Source organism: Streptomyces sp. NBC_01689 (genome assembly GCF_036250675.1).
In the GTDB taxonomy this organism is placed as follows: domain Bacteria; phylum Actinomycetota; class Actinomycetes; order Streptomycetales; family Streptomycetaceae; genus Streptomyces.
In genome coordinates, this window is record NZ_CP109592.1 from 293,187 (window position 1) to 313,015 (window position 19,829).

16 protein-coding genes are annotated in these 19,829 nt (G+C 74.4%); 4 read left to right on the forward strand and 12 right to left on the reverse strand.

Annotated features, from left to right (window positions below; all coding sequences use genetic code 11):
- Positions 1-40: 40 nt before the first annotated feature.
- Positions 41-1,264, reverse strand: coding sequence for an FAD-dependent monooxygenase (locus OG776_RS00850; protein WP_329318164.1), 1,224 nt, complete (start codon positions 1,262-1,264; stop codon positions 41-43).
- 233 nt (positions 1,265-1,497) lie between these two features.
- On the opposite strand from OG776_RS00850, the gene OG776_RS00855 reads away from it, so the two are divergent.
- Entirely contained in the window at positions 1,498-1,971 is a 474-nt protein-coding gene (locus tag OG776_RS00855) for a DUF1772 domain-containing protein (protein WP_148014604.1), read from the forward strand.
- 120 nt (positions 1,972-2,091) lie between these two features.
- Here the strand turns inward: OG776_RS00855 and OG776_RS00860 are convergent, their stop codons facing one another.
- The 3 genes from OG776_RS00860 to OG776_RS00870 form a co-directional block, all read right to left on the reverse strand.
- Positions 2,092-2,268, reverse strand: a complete 177-nt coding sequence (locus OG776_RS00860) for a hypothetical protein (RefSeq protein WP_187286092.1) — start codon at positions 2,266-2,268, stop codon at positions 2,092-2,094.
- Positions 2,269-2,604: 336 nt separating this feature from the next.
- Positions 2,605-3,828 carry a helix-turn-helix domain-containing protein gene (locus tag OG776_RS00865; RefSeq protein WP_329318170.1) on the reverse strand — a complete coding sequence of 408 codons (1,224 nt, stop codon included), beginning with the start codon at positions 3,826-3,828 and terminating at the stop codon, positions 2,605-2,607.
- Positions 3,829-4,385: 557 nt separating this feature from the next.
- Positions 4,386-5,600 (reverse strand): RNA-guided endonuclease InsQ/TnpB family protein, encoded by a 1,215-nt coding sequence (locus tag OG776_RS00870; RefSeq protein ID WP_329318171.1) that lies wholly within the window; start codon positions 5,598-5,600, stop codon positions 4,386-4,388.
- Between the two features lie 52 nt (positions 5,601-5,652).
- Between OG776_RS00870 and tnpA the strand changes: the two genes are divergently transcribed.
- Together tnpA and OG776_RS00880 are read left to right on the forward strand one after the other, a co-directional pair.
- The gene (gene tnpA / locus OG776_RS00875; protein WP_148009707.1) at positions 5,653-6,081 is read left to right on the forward strand and encodes an IS200/IS605 family transposase; all 429 of its coding nucleotides are present in this window, start codon (positions 5,653-5,655) and stop codon (positions 6,079-6,081) included.
- 102 nt (positions 6,082-6,183) lie between these two features.
- Entirely contained in the window at positions 6,184-7,119 is a 936-nt protein-coding gene (locus OG776_RS00880) for a DUF817 domain-containing protein (protein WP_329323602.1), read from the forward strand.
- Here the strand turns inward: OG776_RS00880 and OG776_RS00885 are convergent.
- From OG776_RS00885 to OG776_RS00920, 8 genes are all read right to left on the reverse strand, one after another.
- Complete coding sequence (locus OG776_RS00885; RefSeq protein ID WP_148014528.1) at positions 7,074-7,805, reverse strand: response regulator transcription factor; 732 nt, start codon at positions 7,803-7,805, stop codon at positions 7,074-7,076. The two genes, OG776_RS00880 and OG776_RS00885, sit on opposite strands and share 46 nt — an antisense overlap.
- A gap of 554 nt (positions 7,806-8,359) precedes the next feature.
- Positions 8,360-10,087, reverse strand: coding sequence for a class I adenylate-forming enzyme family protein (locus OG776_RS00890; RefSeq protein ID WP_329326300.1), 1,728 nt, complete (start codon positions 10,085-10,087; stop codon positions 8,360-8,362).
- Positions 10,088-10,187: 100 nt separating this feature from the next.
- Positions 10,188-11,153 carry a 4'-phosphopantetheinyl transferase family protein gene (locus OG776_RS00895; RefSeq protein ID WP_261995062.1) on the reverse strand — a complete coding sequence of 322 codons (966 nt, stop codon included), beginning with the start codon at positions 11,151-11,153 and terminating at the stop codon, positions 10,188-10,190.
- Complete coding sequence (locus tag OG776_RS00900) at positions 11,150-13,615, reverse strand: beta-ketoacyl synthase N-terminal-like domain-containing protein (RefSeq protein ID WP_329318182.1); 2,466 nt, start codon at positions 13,613-13,615, stop codon at positions 11,150-11,152. The genes OG776_RS00895 and OG776_RS00900 overlap by 4 nt, the downstream gene beginning before the upstream one ends.
- 18 nt (positions 13,616-13,633) lie before the next feature.
- The gene (locus tag OG776_RS00905) at positions 13,634-14,380 is read right to left on the reverse strand and encodes an acyl carrier protein (protein WP_329318185.1); all 747 of its coding nucleotides are present in this window, start codon (positions 14,378-14,380) and stop codon (positions 13,634-13,636) included.
- A gap of 705 nt (positions 14,381-15,085) precedes the next feature.
- Positions 15,086-15,910, reverse strand: a complete 825-nt coding sequence (locus tag OG776_RS00910) for an AfsR/SARP family transcriptional regulator (protein ID WP_329318187.1) — start codon at positions 15,908-15,910, stop codon at positions 15,086-15,088.
- Between the two features lie 331 nt (positions 15,911-16,241).
- Positions 16,242-17,834, reverse strand: a complete 1,593-nt coding sequence (locus tag OG776_RS00915) for an acyl-CoA carboxylase subunit beta (RefSeq protein ID WP_329323620.1) — start codon at positions 17,832-17,834, stop codon at positions 16,242-16,244.
- A gap of 34 nt (positions 17,835-17,868) precedes the next feature.
- Entirely contained in the window at positions 17,869-18,066 is a 198-nt protein-coding gene (locus OG776_RS00920; protein WP_148010623.1) for an acyl-CoA carboxylase subunit epsilon, read from the reverse strand.
- 724 nt (positions 18,067-18,790) lie between these two features.
- On the opposite strand from OG776_RS00920, the gene OG776_RS00925 reads away from it, so the two are divergent.
- On the forward strand, positions 18,791-19,612 hold the full coding sequence (locus OG776_RS00925; protein ID WP_148009709.1) for an AfsR/SARP family transcriptional regulator: 822 nt from the start codon (positions 18,791-18,793) through the stop codon (positions 19,610-19,612).
- The last annotated feature ends 217 nt before the right edge of the window (positions 19,613-19,829 follow it).

Sequence of the window (19,829 nt, forward strand, 5' to 3'; positions counted from 1 at the left end):
CCGGACCGGTCCGTGGCGGTGGCGGGGACGGGGGCCGGGGTCAGTCCACGGTGGTGCGGGGGGCGGGGACCGGGCTGCCCGGGCGGGTTTCGCGCGCCCAGCGGGTGCCGTAGGCGACCTGGCCCTTCTCGGCCGCGGCGAAGGCCTTGGTGTTCCAGTTCTTGCGCATGAACGCCTCGCGCGCCCGGATCAGCAGCGGATGCTCCACCGCGCCCATCCGCCCGATCCGCCAGGCGATCCGCTGCAGCGGTGCGGTACGGGCGCGGCGCTCCTGTTCGTAGCGGCGCAGCGCGGCGACCGGGTCGCTGCCGGCGTGCTCGAGGTGCTCGGCGAGCACGAGGGCGTCCTCCAGTGCCTGGCAGGCGCCCTGGCCGATGTTGAAGGTGATGGGGTGCGCGGCGTCCCCGAGGAGGGTGACGCGGCCGCGGCCCCAGCGGCGTTCGGGGCGCCGGCCCTCGACGTCGCCCCGGATGATCCCCTCCTCCGGTGTGGCGGCGAGGATGTCGGCGACCGGTCCGCCCCAGCCGCGGTGCCGGCGCAGCAGCATCTCGCGCACGCCGGGTTCGTCGCGTCCGCCGGCCGGCCCGTTGGCCACGCTCATCCAGTGCACCAGGCCGGGCGCGACGTCGTAGTAGGTGAAGCGGACACCGGGCCCGAACATCGCGTTGAACGTCCCCGGCGGGATGTCGGGGTGCTTCAGGGGCGAGCGGCCGCGCCAGGCGATGTAGCCGCTGTAGCGGTTGTCGGCGGGCCCGAACAGGCAGTCACGGACGGCGCCGTGGATGCCGTCGGCGCCGATGAGCAGGTCGCCCCGCTCGCTGCCGCCGTCCGCGAAGCGCACGGTGACCCCGTCCTCGTCCTGGTCGAAGCCGACCACGTGCGCGCCGGTGCGCACCGGGGAGCCCTGCAGCGCGTCCCGCAGCACACCGTGCAGGACGGAGCGCTCGACGGCGATCGTGGGCGCCCCGTAGCGCTCGACGAAGTCCCCCACCGGCCAGGCGCCCAGCACCTCGCCGCGGTGGGTGCTGAAGTGCGCGACGTGCTGCGCCGGGGCGGTCTCCAGGACCCGGCCGGCCACGCCCAGGAAGTCGAGGGCGAGCACACCGTTGGTCCAGATGTGCAGACCCGCGCCGCCGTCGCGCAGTTCCTCGGCCCGTTCGAAGACCGCGCACTCCACACCGCTGCGCTGCAGCGCGAGGGCCGCGGCCAGGCCGCCGATCCCTCCGCCGGCGATGAGTACGCGACGGGCACGTCCATGGGCCATCTGGGTGTCTCCTCGTAGCGGTGCGGGCGGATGTCCTCGCAAGGCGCGGCACGGCGGACCGCCCCGGCCGGGCCGCCCCACGTCCTCGCCGAATTCCTTGCGGACTAATGGAGTTGTCAACGCTAGCATTCAAAGCACTGAACTTGATAGTGTCGACAGAACATCTAGCGTTGATAAATCCACGGGGCGGCACGGCCCTTGTGGCAACCGGCAGACGGACAAGGGTGGTTGTGATGGAAGCGCTCGTACAAACCCTGGCCGTGGTGGCCACGATGGCCAACGCGGTGGTCTACGGCACCGACGTCTTCTCCGCGATCGTCCAGCGGCCCGCCCTCGCGCACGTCGACGACGCGGTGCTGACCAGCACCATGGGGCAGATCCACCGCTTCGGGGACCGGCGGATGCCCGTCCCGGGCGTCTTCGGCCTGGTCGCCACCGTGGCCACCGCGGTCGCGGCCGGCGTCGACGGCAAGACCGCGCCGGCCGTCGCCGCGGCGGTGGCGGCCCTGGCCCTGGTGGTGTGGCTGGCCGTCTACAACAAGGTCAGCGCGCCGGTGAACAAGGAGCTCACCGGCGCCGCCCTGGACTGCCGCACCGCACCCGACGCGCGGGGCCTGCAGCGCACCTGGGACAGCGTCATCAACGCCCGGGTCGTGCTGCAGGCGGTGGCACTGGGCGCGATGTGCGTGGCGCTCGTGACGTCCTGACCGCACGGGCGGGAGAACGGACGGACAGGGGAGGGGACCCGCCGGCGGGTCCCCTCCCACGTCCGCCGCCGTCCGCGCCGCGGGCCGTGAGGTGAAGTGCGGTGCGGGACGGCGGGGTTGCTACTGCAGGGCGATGCTGCCCAGGACGTCCGCCTCCGTGTCCTCGTCCAGACCGTCGGTGACCTCACTGCCGAAGGCGGGGATGAGCTCCGGCTCGGGTCCTGCGGGATTCCTCTTCTTGCTGACCACGATGGTGTCCCTTCGGGCGTGAACGGCCAGTACCGTTCCGAGATTCACGAACCGCCACTCCACCCGTCAAGGCATGTCCCGCCCCGTCCACCGGAATTCGAGGCACCATCGAGAAAAACCCGCGGAACCACGGAATCGCGAAACGGAGGAACGGAAGAACGGAAGAACGGAGAACCGGAGAAGCGGAGAAGCGGGGGAACGGTGATCCGAAATCCGCTCCGCCGCCGGGAGATCCGCCCGGGCCCGCCACCCGGATTCGCCCGCCCCGCCACCCGATCTCCCCCGTCCACGCCACCTCGCGGGCCCGCGGCTTTCCGGCCGCGGCTTGTGGGCGCGGGGCGAACCGGCATCCGGTGGCGGGCACTTGGCGGCCGGCGGGGCCGGTCACACGGGCGGGGCGGCGGGGCGGGCCGGGGCGAGGGCGTCCGCGAGGGTGCGCCAGATCTCCGCCGCGAGGTCGATGTTGGCGTCGGCCTGGGCCTGCTGGGCCAGGGCGCGCAGCCCCTCCACGCCGGAGGCGTCGCCGCCCAGGATCAGCAGTTGCTGGCGCAGGATCTCCAGCCGGACCCGGTCGCGGTAGGTCATCCTCGGCTCGTCGCCGGCCAGGCCGCCCAGCAGGGCGCGGGCGTCGTCGTAGCGGCCGGTGGCGAAGGCCAGGTCGGCTTCGAGGGCGGTCAGGTCCTGGCGCAGGGCGGGGGTGCCGACGAACACGAGGGCGGCCTCGGCCTGTTCGGCGCAGCGCTGGGCCCGGACGGGGTCGGCGGGCAGTTTCTGCAGGTGCAGCCGGCCCGCGGCGAGCCGCAGCCGGAGCCACAGCACCAGGTCCTCCTGGCTGCTGAAGCGTTCCAGGGCCTGGTCGAGACAGTGCTGCGCGCCGGTGTGGTCGCCCTGGCGCACCCGTACGGCGGCGGCCGTCCACATCGCCTCCGCCCACAGCGCGTCGCTGCGCCCCTCGACCAGGGCGGTGAGTTCGTCGGCGTGCACCCGCGCCTCGGGCACCTGTCCGGCCTCCGCCTGGACCGACACCAGGGCCAGCAGCGCGGCGGCGCGGTCCTCGACGCCCAGGTCCTCGCCCAGGGCCAGCCGGTGGGCGTCGACGGCCGCGTCCAGGGCGGGGGTGATCTCGCCGAGCGAACGCAGGCAGCGTGCCAGCCGGGTCAGGCCGCGCACCCGCAGCTCGGCCAGGTCCACCTCGTCGCCGAGCGCGACCAGCCGGTCCAGGTCGGCGCGTTCGGCCGCGTGGTCGCCCTGCAGGCGGGCGGAGCGGGCCAGCAGCCACAGCGCCTGCCAGCGCAGCACCGCGCTCTCGTGGCCCTCGGCGGCCAGTGCCGCGCGCAGCGACTCGATGGCGTCCGCGGAACCGGTGGAGGAGGCCAGGGTCAGCGCGTGGGCCAGTGAGCCGGTGACCGGTTCCTCGAAGTCGGCGGCCTTGAGACCCAGCCGGTCGGCGAGGTAGGCGACGGCCCGGTCGGTGGGCTGGCGCGCCCCGGACTCCAGACGCGAGAGGTAGCCGGTGGACATGCCCTCACCCGCCAGCGCCGTCTGCGACAACCCCTGGGCCGTCCGGAGCTTCTTCAGGCGGTTTCCGAACGCGGGCTGTCGCAGCATGATTCGAATCCCCTGGGGTGAGCGGGCAAGAAAGTTTCGCCGGGAGCCGTCCCGAGCGTAGGGCTGCGGGCAACACGCGGGCAAACCTTTGCCAGGCCCGGGGCGGAAATCTCGTGCGTCCCTCACGCCCGCCTCACGCGTGTCTCGCGTCCGCCTCACGCATCTCTCACGTCCGCCTCACGTGTGTCTCACGCCCGTCTCGTGCGCTTCTCCAGCGTTCCTCCAGCACGGCCGGGCAGGCTCGGCATCATCCGGCCGGCGCACCCCGGCCGGCGCGGAGTCCTTGCGCATGTCAAACGTCCGGGAGTCGACGATGAGGCCATCGGTGTGCGCGCACCGGGCGGCACGGCCGGCCGCCGCGAAACCCGGCGGCCGGGCCCGCACACCGGGCACCGGCCGGCCGGCCGGACCGGCACCCGCCCCCTCCGACGAGGACATCGGCTGGCCCCGGCGCTGTGCCCCGGTCGCCTCCTGACACCGGAAGATCGCAACCATCCGTGGCCCGCGGCGGTCTTCGGGACGTGACTCCTCCCCGGCGTGAACGCCGGGGCTTCTCGCTATGCCGGTTGGGCGTCGCGACGGACCAGCCCGGCCCGTAGAACGTTCAGGGCGCCCACCGTGTCCGCGTGCGCGCTGTGGCCGCACGAGACGCAGTGGAACTTCTCCTGGGTGGGCCGGTTCTCCGCTGAGACGTGCCCGCAGGTGGGGCAGGTCCTGGAGGTGTTGCGGGGATCCACGGCGATCAATTCTCGTCCGGCGCTTTCAGCCTTGGCGTGCAGGATCGTCAGGAACACCCCCCATCCGGCATCCGAGATCGAGCGGTTCAGCCCTGTCTTCGCGGCGGCCCCGTTAGGCAGAAAGCCGCCGGGCCGGCCGGGGTCCGGCTTCGGCGCGGGGGCCTTGACCACGCTGCGGATCTTGAGGTCTTCGTGTGCGATGACGTCGTGCTTGCGGACCAGATCGAGGGCTGTCTTGTGCGCGTGGTCGAGCCGCTGGAGGCGTACCTTGCGGTGAAGTCCGGCGACCTTGTCCACGGCACGCCGGTGGTTGGCGGTGCGCTTGTCCCGGCGAACCCGGGGGAAGCGGGACAGTGCCTGCTGTGCGGCTTCGAGCTTCGCGGCGGCGCGCCGTCCGTGCCGGGGACCGGGCACGAACTCGCCGCCCGAGCCGGCGAGGAAGTTGGCTATGCCCATGTCGATGCCGACCATGCTGCCGGTCGGCGGCAGCGGCTGCGGCTTTGTCTGTTCGGCGGTCAGCACGACGTACCAGCGCCTGCCCTCGCGCTTGACGCTGACGGTCTTGACCGTGCCGGCCACCGGGCGGTGCTGATTGACCTTGATGTGCCCGACGCCCTGGAAACGGACGCGGGTCACAGGGTCGTGCGGGGTGGAGTTCCAGCGGCAGCCGTCGCCGTCCTTGGGGAAGTCCACCGTGTCGAACCAGTTCACCCCGCGAAAGCGCGGATGGCCGGGGGTCTGACCGGACTTGACCCGGCGGAAGAACGCGGCGAACGCCTTCTCCAGACGGCGGAGTGTGGCCTGCTGTGAGCTGAACGACCAGCGGCCCTGCCGCTCCGGGTCGAATGCCCGGATCTCCCTGAGCTGCGCGGACTGCTGCCCGTACGTGATGCTCGTCTTCGAGGCGTGCCGGTAGGCATCGCGGCGTTCCTGCAAGGCCCCGTTGTAGAGGGAGCAGTGGTCCCGCAGCATCTCGCCGAGCGCGGCCTGCTGGCCCACGGTGGGCCGCATGAGGAACTTGTACGCACGGATCATCCGGCCCGCCCCCCTTCGGCTGGGGTTCGCCTGCCCACAATACGCTTGGCGGATGTCGCCGCGCTGGGAACCGAACCCCGATGTCCGCCGGGGAAATCACGTCGTCCACCACCTGCATGCCCACTTGGTGTTCGTCACCAAGTACCGGCGTGAGGTCTTCAACGACGAGATGCTGACGCGCTGCGAGGCGATCATGCGGGACGTCTGCGAGAGCTTCGGCGCGGAGCTGGTCGAATTCAACGGCGAAGGCGATCACACCCACCTGCTGGTGCACTACCCGCCGAAGATCGCCCTGTCCAAGCTGGTCAACAGCCTCAAAGGTGTCAGCTCCCGCTACCTGCGCGCCGAATACACCGGGCGGGTCAACCGCATCGGCATGGGCCCGGTGTTCTGGGCGCCCTCGTACTTCGTGGGGTCATGCGGCGGCGCACCACTGAGCATCGTCAGGGACTACATCGAGAACCAGAAACGGCCTGCCTGACCGCCACCCCGAGACGCAGGGAACTCCGGCGCTGCGCGCCTCCGGGCCGAGGATCGCATTCCCGCCCGGCCTGAAGGCCGGGATTCCCTGCAAAGATCAAGGATGGACAGGATCGGGTACCCCGGCGGGACACTCCTGTGGCAGCCGGCACGGTTCGCGTGGGTGCAGGCGCGCTGCTGCGCGTTCTCCTGCGCGCTGCTGGGCGGTCTGGCGCTCTCGGTGCTGCTCCCGCCGCTGCCGGTGGCACGCTACGACCTGCTGCTGGTCTACGGGATGCTGCTGACCGGCGCGGGTTTCGCACTGGGGTGGGAGACCCCCCGGGAGGTGGCGGTCGTGGCCGTGTGCCATGTCCTGGGACTCGTCTTCGAGCTGGTGAAAGTGCGGACCGGTTCGTGGAGTTACCCCGAACCGGCGCTGACCAAGGTCGCCGGTGTGCCGCTGTACGGGGGATTCATGTACGCCGCGGTGGGCAGTTACGTCTGCCGGTCCTGGCGGCTGCTGGACCTGGCCCTGACCGGCTACCGGGCCCATGTCACCGCCGTCCTGTCCGGCGCCTTGTATCTCAACTTCCTGACCCGTCACTGGCTGCCGGACCTGCGCTGGCCGCTGGGCGCCGTGCTGCTGGCCGCGACCGCCGGGGTACGGGTCCACTTCACCGTCGGCGGGCGCCGCCACCGGATGCCGCTGGCACTGTCGTTCGTCCTGATCGGGTTCTTCCTGTGGCTGGCCGAGAACATCGCCACCTACTTCGGGGCCTGGCGATACCCCTACCAACTCCACGGCTGGGAGCCCGTGTCCGCGTCCAAATGGATCTCCTGGGCCCTGCTGATCAGCGTCACCTTCGTCGTCTGCCGGGCCTGCCGCCCCGCCCGTCCCGGCGATCCCGCGGCCGTGACCCCCCGGTTCCCGGTGCCCGAAGTCCCCTCCCGGGAGCCGGAGTCGGGAACGCGCACCCGCACGCAGACACGCGTACGCACGGGGACGGGGACGGGTCAGGGGGCGGGCGGCCGGGGGCGCAGGCCGGACTCGAAGGCGTAGATGGCCGCGTGGACGCGGTTGCGCAGGCGCAGCTTGTGCAGCATGTTCTGCACGTGGGTCTTGACGGTGTGCTCGGACACCGTCAGGGCCTGGGCTATCTCGCCGTTGGACAGGCCGCGGGCCAGCAGGCCGAGGACCTGGCACTCACGGTCGGTGAGCCGGTCGGGACTGACCGGTGAGATCGGCGGGACGGGCGGCGCGGCAAAGCGGCGTCCGGCCTCCGCCGGGGCCGGACCGTGCACCAGGGTGTAGCCGGCCGCGGCCAGCACCACCGCGGAGGCGAGCTGGCCGGCGGTGGCGGTGGCCGGCAGCCGGCCGGCGCGGTCGGTGCGGTCGGTGGTGGCCGGGCCGCCCAGGACCAGCACCGGCAGCCGGGCGCCGCCGGGGACCGGGACCTCCCAGCCGTCGCCCGCGAACGCGCCGTGGGCGATGAGGACATGCGGCGGCCGGGCGGCCAGCGCGCGGAGCAGGTCCGGCCCCGGTTCGCTCTCGCCGGTGACACGGATACCGGGATGGCCCTCGAGCAGCGCCGTAATGCCGCGCCGGGCGAGCGGGTCGTCACCGACCACGTGCACCCGCACGGCGGCCGGCGCGCCGGGCCGGGGAGCCGGGCCGTGTCCGGCGTGTCCCTCGTGCGCGGGGGCCGGCACGGGGAGCACCCGGAGTGTGGCGTGCCGCTCGTCCATGACGGCCTCCTCGCTGCTGTCCGGGGATGCCCCGCCGGATCCCGGGATGTCCCGCCGGCTCACCGTAGGCGGCGCGCGCCGCCGTGTCCGGCGCGCTCCAGCGGACCGCGACCGGACCGCTACCACGTCTCGCGCCATCCCGGCGCGCCCCCGCCGCCCGGCTGACCCGCCGTCCCGGCGCGCCTCACTGTTTCGGCGCGCCCTGTTGTCCCGGCGTGTCGCCGTCCGGCTGACCCGCTGTCCCGGCGCGTCGCCTCCCTGGCGTCTCGCCGTCCGGCCGCCTCGCTGTCCCGGGGCCCTGTTGTCCCAGGGCGGGCCTCGCTGTCCCGGGGCCTCTGCCGACGGGCCCTGGGCCCTGGGCCCGGGGCCCTGGTGCTGGACCGGCTGTACGCCAACGGAGTTCACCCCGCCGGAATGCTCACCACGGCGGCACACACCCGCAGTTCGGCGAATCACCGCGCCTGACCTGACCTGGCCCGGCGCCGGGTCGGGGGCAGGCCGGGCCGGGTCAGGTCGGGCCGAGGTCAGGTCAGGTCAGGTCAGGTCAGGTCAGGTCAGGCGGCGGCTTCCCCGGCGGCCAGGGCGTGCAGCCGCAGGCGCAGTTCGCGGCGGGCGGGGCGGCCGCCCGGCCGGCGGGGGACGGCGTCCAGTGCCTCCAGGCGGCGGATCTGCTCGCCGGGGCCGAGGCGGGCGTTGGCCTGTTCGGCGACGGAGTCGAGGACGTCGAGGAGTGCGGGGGCGTCGGCGTCGAACTCCTCGCGCAGCACCACTCCGGCCCAGACCAGGGCGCCGCGCGCCGGGTCGGGCCAGTCCGCGACGATGCACTCGGCCACCCGCGGGTCCTGGCCGATGACCCGCTCCACCACGCTGGGCGCGACCAGCGCGTCGTCGCAGGTGAACACCGAGCGGTGGGCGTCCACGAGGTGCAGTCCGCCGTCCGCGTCGAGGTAGCCCGTGTCGCCGGTGGACAGCCAGCCGTCCGTGTCCCGCGGCGCCGGGCCAATCCCCTCCACGGGGCCGGGACTCAGCTGCGGTCCGCGGATCTGCACCTCGCCGGTCGACCACACCGGGGCGGGCCGGGTGCCGCCGGGCAGGACCACCCGGCACTCGGTGCCCGGCAGCGGCACCCCGACCGCGCCGAGACCGGGCCGCGAGCCGGGCGGCTGGTGGTGGGAGAGGGTGAACACCTCGGTCAGGCCGTAGCCCTGCAGTACGGACACCCGCAGGGCGTCGCGCAGCGTACGGGCCCGTTCCGGCGCCAGGACTCCGCCGCTGACATGGATGGCGCCCAGGTGCCGCAGGTGCCGGCCGGGCAGGTCCGCGCCGTGCGCGGCCAGCCGGGGATCGTCCGCCAGCCGGTCCAGCCGGGCGGGCAGCCCGTAGTAGTGGGTGGCCTCCGCCCGCGCGGCCTCCGCCAGCGCCCCGAAGGGGTCCGCGTCCGTGCACAGCACCTGCCGCGCCCCCGCGTGCACGGCCGAGTTGAGGTGCACGGCGTGGTACTGCGGGAGATGGTTGAAGGCGACGGAGGCGGCACCGAGCCGGTGCGCCAGCGCGGTCTGGGCGGCGCCCGCGACCAGGTTGCGGTGGGTCAGCCGTACACCCTTCAGCCGCCCTGCGCCGTCCGGCGCGAACTGCAGGCACGCCACCGCGTCCGCACCCGGCCGCGCCCTGCGCACCGGCCCGCCGGCCGCCTCCCCCGCCACGGCCGCGGACAGCGCCACCACCGCACAGGCCCCCCGGCCGCCGGACACCGCTCCACCGGCCGGCGGCCGCACCGGCACCGGCACCGGCACCGGCACCGGCACCGGCACCGGCAGGCCCGATGCCGAACGGGCGGATCCCAAACGGGCGGACGCGGGGCGGGGGGCGGGGTCCGTGACCACGACGGTGTGCAGCCGGGGCAGCCGGTCCGCGAGCGCGGCCAGCAGCGCGGCCAGCGGGCCGGGTACGAAGGCGATCTCGACCCCGGCCGCCGTGCACACCTCGTGCAGCGCGGCCGGTCCCATCTGCGGGTCGAGCAGGGCCAGCAACTGTCCGCTGCGCACGGTGCCGTAGTACACGGCGGGGAAGACGGCGTCGAGGGTGGTCGCCGCGGCGACGACGGCGTCGGCCCGGCGGACGGTGCGCCGTACGTAGCCGGCGATGCGGTCCGCCTCCCGGTCCAGCGCGGCGAAGGTCACCGCGGCGCCGGCCGTGACCGCGGCCGGGGCGTCGGCGTCACGGTCGGCGGCCCGGCGCAGCAGGTCGTCCAGCGGGCTCTCCAGATACCGGAGGATGGGCACGGTGGCCTCCTGGCTGCCGACAGCGGGAACAGCGGATCGCCTCACGGTAGGTGTGCCGGCTCAAGAGGTCTTCGAAGCCTGCTGGAGATGGTCCCGGTGCTCACACGAGGGCCGCGGCCGGCCGGCCGCCCACCGGCCGGGGCAGCGGGAAGCTGCGGAGTTCCGCGCGGCTCCAGGGGAAGCCGTAGCCGAGGTGGAGCACCGGGTCCTGGGCCGCGTCGGCGGGCACCGCGACGGCGGCCAGCACACCGGGCACCGGCTCCAGTTCGACGAACCGCCACGGGCGGGCCGTATCGTCGGCGGGCGGGGTGAAGGCGCGTACGCCGCGCTCGTCGTCCAGCGTGAACACGAACGCGTCGAAGGGCAGTCCGAGGCCGATCCCGCGGGCCTTGGAGTAGGCCTCCTTCAACGTCCACACCCGCAGCGCCCGCCGGTCGCGGTCCGGGCCGGGCGCCGCCCGCTCCACCCACTCCCGCTCCGGGGCGGCGAAGGTGCGCACGATGGTGGTGATGGCCCGCTCGTCCCGGTCCTCCAGGCGTTCCACGTCCACACCGATGCGGTGGCGGCGCACGATGCCCAGCAGGCTGTAGCCGCCCGCGTGGGAGAGGTTGAAGTCCAGCTGGGCCCCGCCGCGCGGCAGTTCACCCGCGGCGGGCCGCAGGAAGGGACGCCCCCGCGCGGAACGCCAGATGACCAGCTCGGCCTCGGCCAGGCCCGCCTCCAGCGCCAGCGCGCGCCGCACCAGGGTGTGCGCGAGCAGGTACTGCCTCCGGTCACGTTCGAACAGGAAACGGCTCGCGGTCCTCTGCTCCTGCGCGTCCAGCCAGTGCGCGGCGAGCAGACCGGCGACCGCCGGGGGCAGGCCGTCGTTGGGACACAGCCACAGCTTGACCGGCTCGTCCCGGCCCGCGTCCGCACCGGCCACCGGCCCCGGAACGGACACCGGAACCCCGGCCGGGACCTGGACGTGGGCCGGGGCCTGGGCGGTTGGGGTCTCGGGCACGACCGCGGACGGCGACCGGGCCGGGGCCGAGGGCGGGAGTGGGGAGGTCAGGGGTGCGGTCACCGCTGCACTCCGTCCGTACCGGCGTCGGACACCACGCGCGCACCCGCGCCGGGCCCCGTCACACCAGGCCCCGCTGCGCCGGGAGCGGACTCCACCGGCCCTTCCTGCGGCCCATGTCGAGACCGCGACCGGGATACCGAGCGGACCGCGGAGTCCGCCCCTGACCGCGATCGGGGCCGCGGACCGGGCCAGGGCCGGGGCGCCGGCCGGGCCCCCGGCCCGGACTCCGCCTCGGGTCCGGACTCCGGCTCCGGCCCAGGCCCTGACTCCAGCTCGGACTCGGACTCGGACTCGGACTCGGACTCTAGCTCGGGCCCGGGTTCGGGCTCGGGCTCCGGCTCGGGCCCGGGTTCGGGCTCGGGTTCGGGCTCGGGCTCCGGCTCGGGTTGCAGCACGGTGGGGGGCAGTTCGATGTCCGCGGGGCCGGGGTGCGCGGGCAGTACGGCGCAGATGTCGGCCCCGGCCAGCCACAGCCGCGTCAGCTGTTCGAGGTGGCCGCCCTGCCACAGGGCGGCCAGGTAGGCGCGGGTCTCCGCGAGCCCGTCGAGCAGCAGCGGCTCGCCCGCGTCGCGCAGGTCGGCACTGTGTACGCCCGCCGGATGGCGGCCCGGCCCGGCGGACTCGGCGAAGGCGGCCAGGTGCGCGGCCAGGCCGGGGACCGTGTGGGCGACCACCGCCAGGCGGCAGCGCAGGGCGGCCCGGCCCAGGCGCAGTTCGTGTGCGACCGCGGCGAGGTCCGCTCCGCCCGGCCCGCCGTGGTGTGCCGTGCCGCTCAGCCACCGCGCCAACCGCGCCGCGGTGTCCGCCAGTTGGCGGGGCGTGGCGGCGGACAGCAGCACCAGTTCCGCGGAGACGGGCCGATGGGCGGACGCGGGCGGCCGCGCCGGTGCGGGAGGACGGTGTGCGCGGGGCGCCTCCTCCACGACCAGCACGGCGTCCGCGGCCGGCGGCGCGGACACACCGACCAGAGCTCTGCGGGGCACCGTGGTGCCGTCGTCGCGGCGGACCTGCTCCCAGACGGCGGGCGCCGTCCGGCCCGGCCCGGGCAACAGCGTGGCATGGCGCACCTGCCCCACGGCACGCGCCAGGGCGACCGCCGCCGCCAGCACCCCCGTCCCGCCCGCCAAGTCCACCGACTCCGCCGGGCTCACCGGTTCTGCCAGGTTCACCGGTTCTGCCAGGTTCACCGGTTCTGCCGGGTCCGCCGCCGTCCGGACGGTCTCCCGCACCGCGATGCCCAGCGCCTGCCACGCGTCTCGGGATGCCGCCGGATCGCCGCCCGCACCACCGGGAACGGCAGGGAGGCCGGGCGGCGCGGCAGACTCCGGGGGCCACGGGTCGCCGTCCGGTCCGTGCGGGGCGGCGGCCGGGACCGGCAGGCCCGCCGCGGCCAGTGCCCGGCCGACCAGCCGGGCATGATGCGCCACGGCTCCGAGTCGGCCCGGGTGACCGGCCGCACCGGCCCGGATCACCGCGTACACACGGTCCCCGGCCGCACGGGCCGCGGCCAGCGGCTTGAGCAGCACGACCACAACTCCCCCGCCTCCCACGCCTTCCCCGCCCGCACCGGCGCCGGCCGGGTCGCGGGGATGGGTGTGGGGCGGGTGGGGTTGCGGACGGGGCGGCAGTTCGACGGCACCGGCCAGCGCCGCCTCGCACTCCCCCGCCCGCAGCCCGGCGAGTGCCAGGTGCAGCGCGGTCAGGAAGGAGGACGCGCCCGTGTCGACGCTCAGACTGGGCCCGCGCAGGTCGAGCAGCCGCGACAGCCGCCCGGCCGCTCCGGCCCCGCCCGGCAGGTGCACGCCCGGGACGGACCCGCCCGGTGTGCCGGCCGGGCCGGCGGCGACGTAGACCCCGATACCGCGCCCCGTGCTGTCGGGCCCGGTCAGCCGGTCGGTCCGTGCCCCGGCGTACCCGGCGCTCTCCAGCAACTGCCACACGCTGCGGGCCAACAGGCGTTCCCGGCCGTCCAGAGGGGCCGCGCCGGCCGCGTCGAGGCCGAACAGGGCGAGCAGTCCCTCGCCGAACTCCCCCGCGCCGTCAGCGAACCGGTCCTCTTCCCACGGCGGCGCGTCCGTACGGGTGTGCTGTCCCAGCGCCTGGCGCCACAACGCGTCCAGGTCCCCCGCCCCCGGGAAGCAGCCCTGCATCCCCACGACGGCGCACGGCTCGACACCCCCGCCGCCACCCGCCCCACCACCGAAGCCGGGACCGGGACCGGGATCGGGAGCGGGACCGGGACCGGGACCAAGGCTGGGGCTGGGGCCGGTCGCGGTGGTGGGGGCGGGTGCGGGGCTGCTGCCCGTCGCGGGCCGCATCCCGTCGCCGGGGCGTACCGCGGGGCCGGGCTGCGCAGGTGTTCCGGCCGCCGCCGGCAGGGGGGTGCCGCCCAGCAGCGCGACGGCGTGCTCGCGCCGCAGGGTGCCTCCTTTGAACCGCGTGAGGATCTCGCGGGTGTCCATCACCGTGTGCCCTTCGTGTCAGGCGGAACGGGCCGCCAGCAGGGCAGCCGCCTCATCGATGCTGAGCACCTCGTCACGCACCGCGTCCAGCAGCGCGTTCAGGTCGATCTCCACGGCCCGGGGCGGCTGCGCGGGGTCCGGCGCCCGGTCCGCCCGCCCGGCCGCGGGAACGGGGGTGTCCGTCACCCGCGCGGTGACGTACGCGGCCATGGCCGCGAGGTCGGGGTGGTCGTAGAGCAGGTCGGTCTGCTCGCTGAGACCGTAGGTGCGGTTGATGCCCGCCAGGAACTCCGCCGCCAGGATGGAGTCCAGGCCCAGCGCGTCGAACGGCGCGCTCACGTCGATGTCCCGCACGGCGCAGTGCAGGATCCCGGCGAGCTGCGTGCGCAGGGTGTCGGTGACCGTGTCCGCACCCGGCACGGACGAGCCCGCGGACACGGGTGCGGACACGGGTGCGGTTGCGGGCGCGGATGCGGATGCCGGTGCGGGTGCGGCGAGTTCGGCCGCGAGGTGCCGGGCCAGTGCCGCCGGGGTGGGGTGCTCGTACAGCGCGGTGGCCGCGATCCGGGTGCCGTAACGCGCGTTGAGCGCCGCGACGAACTCGACGGACAGCATCGAGTCCAGGCCCAGCAGCCGGAAGGAGTCCTGCGCGTCCAGGCGCTGCGGCTCGACGCCCATCATGCCCGCCAGTACCGCGGTCAGCTCGGCGAGCACGTCGGCCGCCGGCGTCGGACAGGCCGTGCGCGGGTCGGGGGCGGAGGTCATGGTGGGCGTCTCCCAGGGGTCGGATCCCGGCTGGCCGTCCTGGCATTGTGGGCGCCGACGCCACCGCGCCACATCCCCGGCCGTGGTGATCCCCGGCCCCGGCGACTGGCTCCCCGGAACCAGCCGGCCCCCGCCCCCTCCGCCCAAAGAATGAGCCGCCGCACCGGCACGACGCCCGCACCCACGCGGTACGCAGGCGCGGACACGGACACGGACACGGATGCGGGCGCGGGCGCGCGGACACGGGCGCAGGCGTGGGCGCGCGGACACGGGCGCAGGCGTGGGCGCGCGGACACGGGCGCAGGCGTGGGCGGGGGCGCTCAAGTGCCGTACGGAGGAGGCGTGTCCGGGCGGTCCACGCATCCGATGCGGGGGCCGCCCGAATGCGGGGGCCGCCCGATGCGGGCAAGCGGGGCGCGGACCGTCCCGTGCGGGCAGGTCCGGTACACCGGCCCCGGCCCGTGCACCACCCGCACGCCGGGCCACCTCATCCGGGCCGCACGACCCAAGCCACGCGTCAGGCCACCGGGCCGCCGGGCCGCGGGGCCGGCGGGCCACCCTGGTCGCCAAGTCGCCAAGTCGCCGGGCCGACGGGCGACTTGCCGGTGCCCGGCGAGTCTCGCCGTCCCCGGGCCGGCCGCCCGCGGCACCGGTGTGCGGGCGGGCGGGACGGTGCGGGGGCGGTGCCGGCGGGCGGTGCGGGTCCTAACGGGCCCGTGCGGGCGCGGGCGGTCCCGCGCCGTCGAACGGCGCGGGTACCGCGGCCGGCTCCGACGCCGCCGTCTGGATGGAGTGCTGCAGCCGCCGCAGCCGTGGCGAGGGCTCCAGGCCCAGGTCGTTGACGAGGGTGGCCCGCAACTGGTGGTAGACGCTGAGCGACTCGCTGCGCCGCCCGGAGCGGTGCAGGGCCAGCATGAACTGCGCGTGCAGGTTCTCGTGGGTACGGTAACGGCTCGTCAGCACCGTGAGTTCGGGCAGCAGTTCACGGTGGCGGCCCAGCCGCAGATCGGCCTCGATGCGCTGGTCCAGCGCGCACAGCCGGCTCTCCTCCAGGCGCCGGATCTCCATCGCCAGCTGCGCCCCGGCCGTCACGTCCGCGAACGCCGGCCCCGTCCACAGCTCCAGCGCCCCGGCCAGGGTGCGGGCCGCCTCCGTGAAGGCCCCCTGGTCCATGGCCCGGTAGCCCTCCCCCGCGAGCCGCTCGAACTCGCGCACGTCACTGCGGCCGCCGCCGGAGACGAGCAGATAGCCGCCCGGCAGGGTCATCAGGACGTCCTTGGCACCGCTGCGGCCGCCTTCGAGCGCCTGCGCGAGGAGTTCGCGCAGCTGCAGCACGTACGTCTGCAGGGTGGTACGGGCGCTGCGCGGCGGGGAGTTGCCCCACAGTTCCTCGACCAGGGCAGCGACGGGCACCACCTGGTCGGCGCGGAGCGCGAGCAGTGCCAGGACCTGCCGCGGTTTCGGCGCCGTGGGGGTGATGGACACCCCGTTCTCCCGCACTGCCAGTGCGCCCAGTACGTCGATGTCCACGCCGTCTCCCCTGCTCGGTGTCCCCTGCCGCACCCCCGATTACAAAACAGCGCATCCGGTCTGTCAATACCCGACCGTTCGTGCGGTTTTTGTGGGGGTGAGGGACGGGCGTCTTCCTGCGGTCCGCGTACCACCGGGGCGGGGCCGCTGCCAGGGCTTCCGGGCAACTCCGTTCCTTTTCCGCTGCGTTGCGTCCTGTTCTCCGGTGCCAGGGGGCGGCGGGGGCGGCACCGGCCGGCGCTCCGCAAAGCAGACCGTCAGGTCTGCTCCTGGTGCGGAGGGCCGGCGGGAAACGGAGCGGGGGTGGCGGTACGGGGGCGGGGCGGGGTGGTCACTGCGGGGGGTTGCCGTGTTTGCGGGAGGGCAGGTCGGCGTGTTTGGCGTGCAGCATGGCCAGCGAGCGGATGAGGACCTCGCGGGTCTCGGCGGGGTCGATGACGTCGTCGACCAGGCCGCGTTCGGCCGCGTAGTAGGGGTGCATGAGTTCGGCCCTGTACTCCTTGACCATGCGGGCGCGCATGGCCTCGGGGTCGGCGGCGTCGGCGATCTGGCGGCGGAAGATGACGTTGGCGGCGCCCTCGGCGCCCATCACGGCGATCTCGTTGGTGGGCCAGGCGTAGGTGAGGTCGGCGCCGATGGACTGGGAGTCCATGACGATGTAGGCGCCGCCGTAGGCCTTGCGCAGGATCAGCGAGATCCTCGGCACCGTCGCGTTGCAGTACGCGTACAGGAGCTTCGCGCCGTGCCGGATGATCCCACCGTGCTCCTGGTCGACGCCGGGCAGGAAGCCGGGCACGTCCAGGAGGGTGAGGATGGGGATGTTGAAGGCGTCGCACATCTGCACGAACCGGGCGGCTTTTTCGGAGGCTTCGATGTCCAGGACGCCGGCGAGGGTCTGCGGCTGGTTGGCGACGATGCCGACGACCTGGCCGTCGAGGCGGGCCAGCGCGCAGATGATGTTGCGGGCCCAGCGTTCGTGGACCTCCAGGTAGTCGCCGTCGTCGACGAGTTCCTCGATGACCTTGGTCATGTCGTAGGGCCGGTTGCCGTCCGCGGGCACCAGGTCCAGGAGGATCTCGCCGCGCCGGCCGGCCGGGTCGTGGGGGGTGGTGTGCGGGGGGTTCTCGCGGTTGTTCTGCGGCAGCATCGACAGGAGGTAGCGGACCTCGGCGAGGCAGGTCTCCTCGTCGTCGTACGCGAAGTGACAGACACCGCTGGTCTCGGCGTGCACGTCGGCGCCGCCCAGCCCGTTCTGGCTGATCTCCTCACCGGTGACGGCCTTGACCACGTCCGGGCCGGTGATGAACATCTGCGAGGTCTCACGGACCATGAACACGAAGTCGGTCAGCGCCGGCGAGTACGCCGCGCCGCCCGCGCACGGGCCGAGCATCACCGAGATCTGCGGGATGACACCCGAGGCCTTCGTGTTGCGCTGGAAGATGCCGCCGTAGCCGGCCAGCGCCGAGACACCCTCCTGGATCCGGGCACCCGCACCGTCGTTGAGGGAGACCAGCGGCGCACCCGCCGCGATGGCCATGTCCATGATCTTGTGGATCTTCGTGGCGTGCGCCTCGCCCAGCGCCCCGCCGAAGATACGGAAGTCGTGCGCGTAGACGAAGACCGTGCGGCCCTCCACCGTGCCCCAGCCGGTGATCACACCGTCCGTGTACGGCTTCTTGGCCTCCAGGCCGAACCCGGTCGCCCGGTGCCGCCGCAACTGCTCGACCTCCTGGAAGCTGTTCTCGTCCAGCAGCAGGGCGATGCGTTCACGGGCGGTCAGTTTGCCCTTGGCGTGCTGGGCGGCGGTCGCCCTCTCGCTGGGGCCCAGCCGGGCCGCCTCACGGATCGCGTGCAGTTCCGCCACGCGTCCGCGGATGTCGGTCGGCCCCGGCTCGGCGGAGGCGGGGGCGGGGGCAGTGGTCATTGCCATGTCAGATCCCTTTCTGGGGCGAGGTCCGTCACTGCCAGCCGCGCGGGCCGCGGTGGGCCCGGGGCCTCCTCCACCAGCGGGAGCCGTTGACCGGCCTGCCCCGGCGGGCGGGTGCGCCGCCCGCGCCGAGCGCGAGCAGCACCACGGTGAGTGCGGCCAGTTCCTCTTCGCCGGCCCGCCCGCGTTCCACGCGCAGGACGGGCTCGTACTGGTCCGGCGTGCCCATACCTCCTCCCTCCTCCTTCTGCACCTTCGGGGACACCATCGGTCACCCCGCTCAAGAACCGCTCTCACTGCGCTCGAAGAGCACTCCACGCCACGGACGGTGACACCACGGCGGCCAGGCACGCGGCACCGGATCCGGTACGGGAGCGGCCCCCTGGGCGAGACGGGACGGTCTCCCGCCCCGGTACCGGGGCGGGAGACCGCCGGCCGCGGACGCGGCACAGGGCGTGCTCCGGGCCGGGTCCGGGTGGGGTGGGGGTGCGGGGCGGGGTGACCGGGGTGAGGTGGGCGGGGGGAAACGCTTCGGCCAGTCGCCGTGCGGGCGGGCGGGGCCGCGGGGGCCGGCGGGGTGGGCCGGCAGAGCGGGCGGCGGGGTGCGCGGGCCGGCACGCGGCGGGGGCGCGGCGGGGCGGGCACGGGGTGTCTTGACGGCGCCCGCGACGGTGATTACGGCTGTCGCCGGCAGCCGCGCGGGCGCGCGGAAATGGACGACGGTAACCGTCTGGAGTGCGGTGACGGCGGAATCAGGAGTTCGATTCGAGCCGTGCTGCAAGCGTCCTCCAGCGCCCCCGGCAGCGTGCGTGGCAGCGGACTTGGAAGTCCGCTCGAGAACGGCTCCAGGAAATCGCTGGGGAGGGACGGCCGCGGCTAGCGTGAGCGGCGGCGCGGATTTCTGGCCACAAAAGGAACGGGACAAGGAGCTCGACGACATACGGAGGAGACCGGTGAGGATTCAGGTTCTGGGTCCGTTGAGTGCCGAGGTCAACGGGGGATCCATCGTTCCGAGCGCGGGCAAGCCGCGACAGATCCTGTCGCTGCTGGCGTTGTATCCCGGACGGGTGATGCCCGTCCCGACCCTCATGGAGGAGATCTGGGCGACGCAGCCCCCGCAGAGCGCACTGACGACCCTGCAGACCTACATCCTGCAACTGCGCCGGCGGCTGGGCACCGCGATGGGTCCCGGCGCGCCGGGCGGCGCCAAGGAGGTACTGGCCACCCGGCACGGCGGTTATCTGCTGCAGATCCCGCCCGACAGCGTCGACGTCCACCAGTACGACCGGCTGACGCGGGAGGGACAGACCGCGTTCGAGCACGGCGACGACGAGGTCTCCGCCGCCCGCTTCCGCGAGGCCCTGGGCCTGTGGCAGGGGCCCGCCCTGGTCGACGTACGGCTGGGCCCGGTCCTGGAGATCGAGGTGGTACGGCTGGAGGAGAGCCGGCTGGTCACCGTGGAACGGCGTATCGACGCCGACCTGCGACTGGGCCGGCACGCCGAACTCATCGCCGAACTCATCGAACTGACCGCCCGTCACCCGCAGCACGAGGGACTGCACTCACAGGCCATGGTGGCGCTCTACCGCTCGGGCCGGCAGGCCTCCGCCCTGGAGGTCTACCGCCGACTGCGGGTCCGGCTGATCGAGGACCTGGGCGTGGAACCCTCCCCCCAGCTGCAGCGGCTGCACCAGGCCGTCCTCACCGTCGACCCCCAGCTGGACGTACTGGCCGGACCGCGCCACAGCTCCACCTACGACCTGTTCACCGCCTGAGCACGTTCCCCCACCGGGCACGGCGGACAGGCCGCCCGGCCACCACCGGCCCGCGAAACCACGGCAGGTGACAGGCCGTCAGGAAATGGGTCCCGGCCCGGGTGCCGTAACAAGCGGCGTCTCCCGCCCCGGCACACCCCCGGCCCCGGGGCCGGGGGTGTGCCGGGGCGGCTCGCTGTGCGGATCGCGCGCCGCGTCAGCGCCGGGGGCGCCAGGT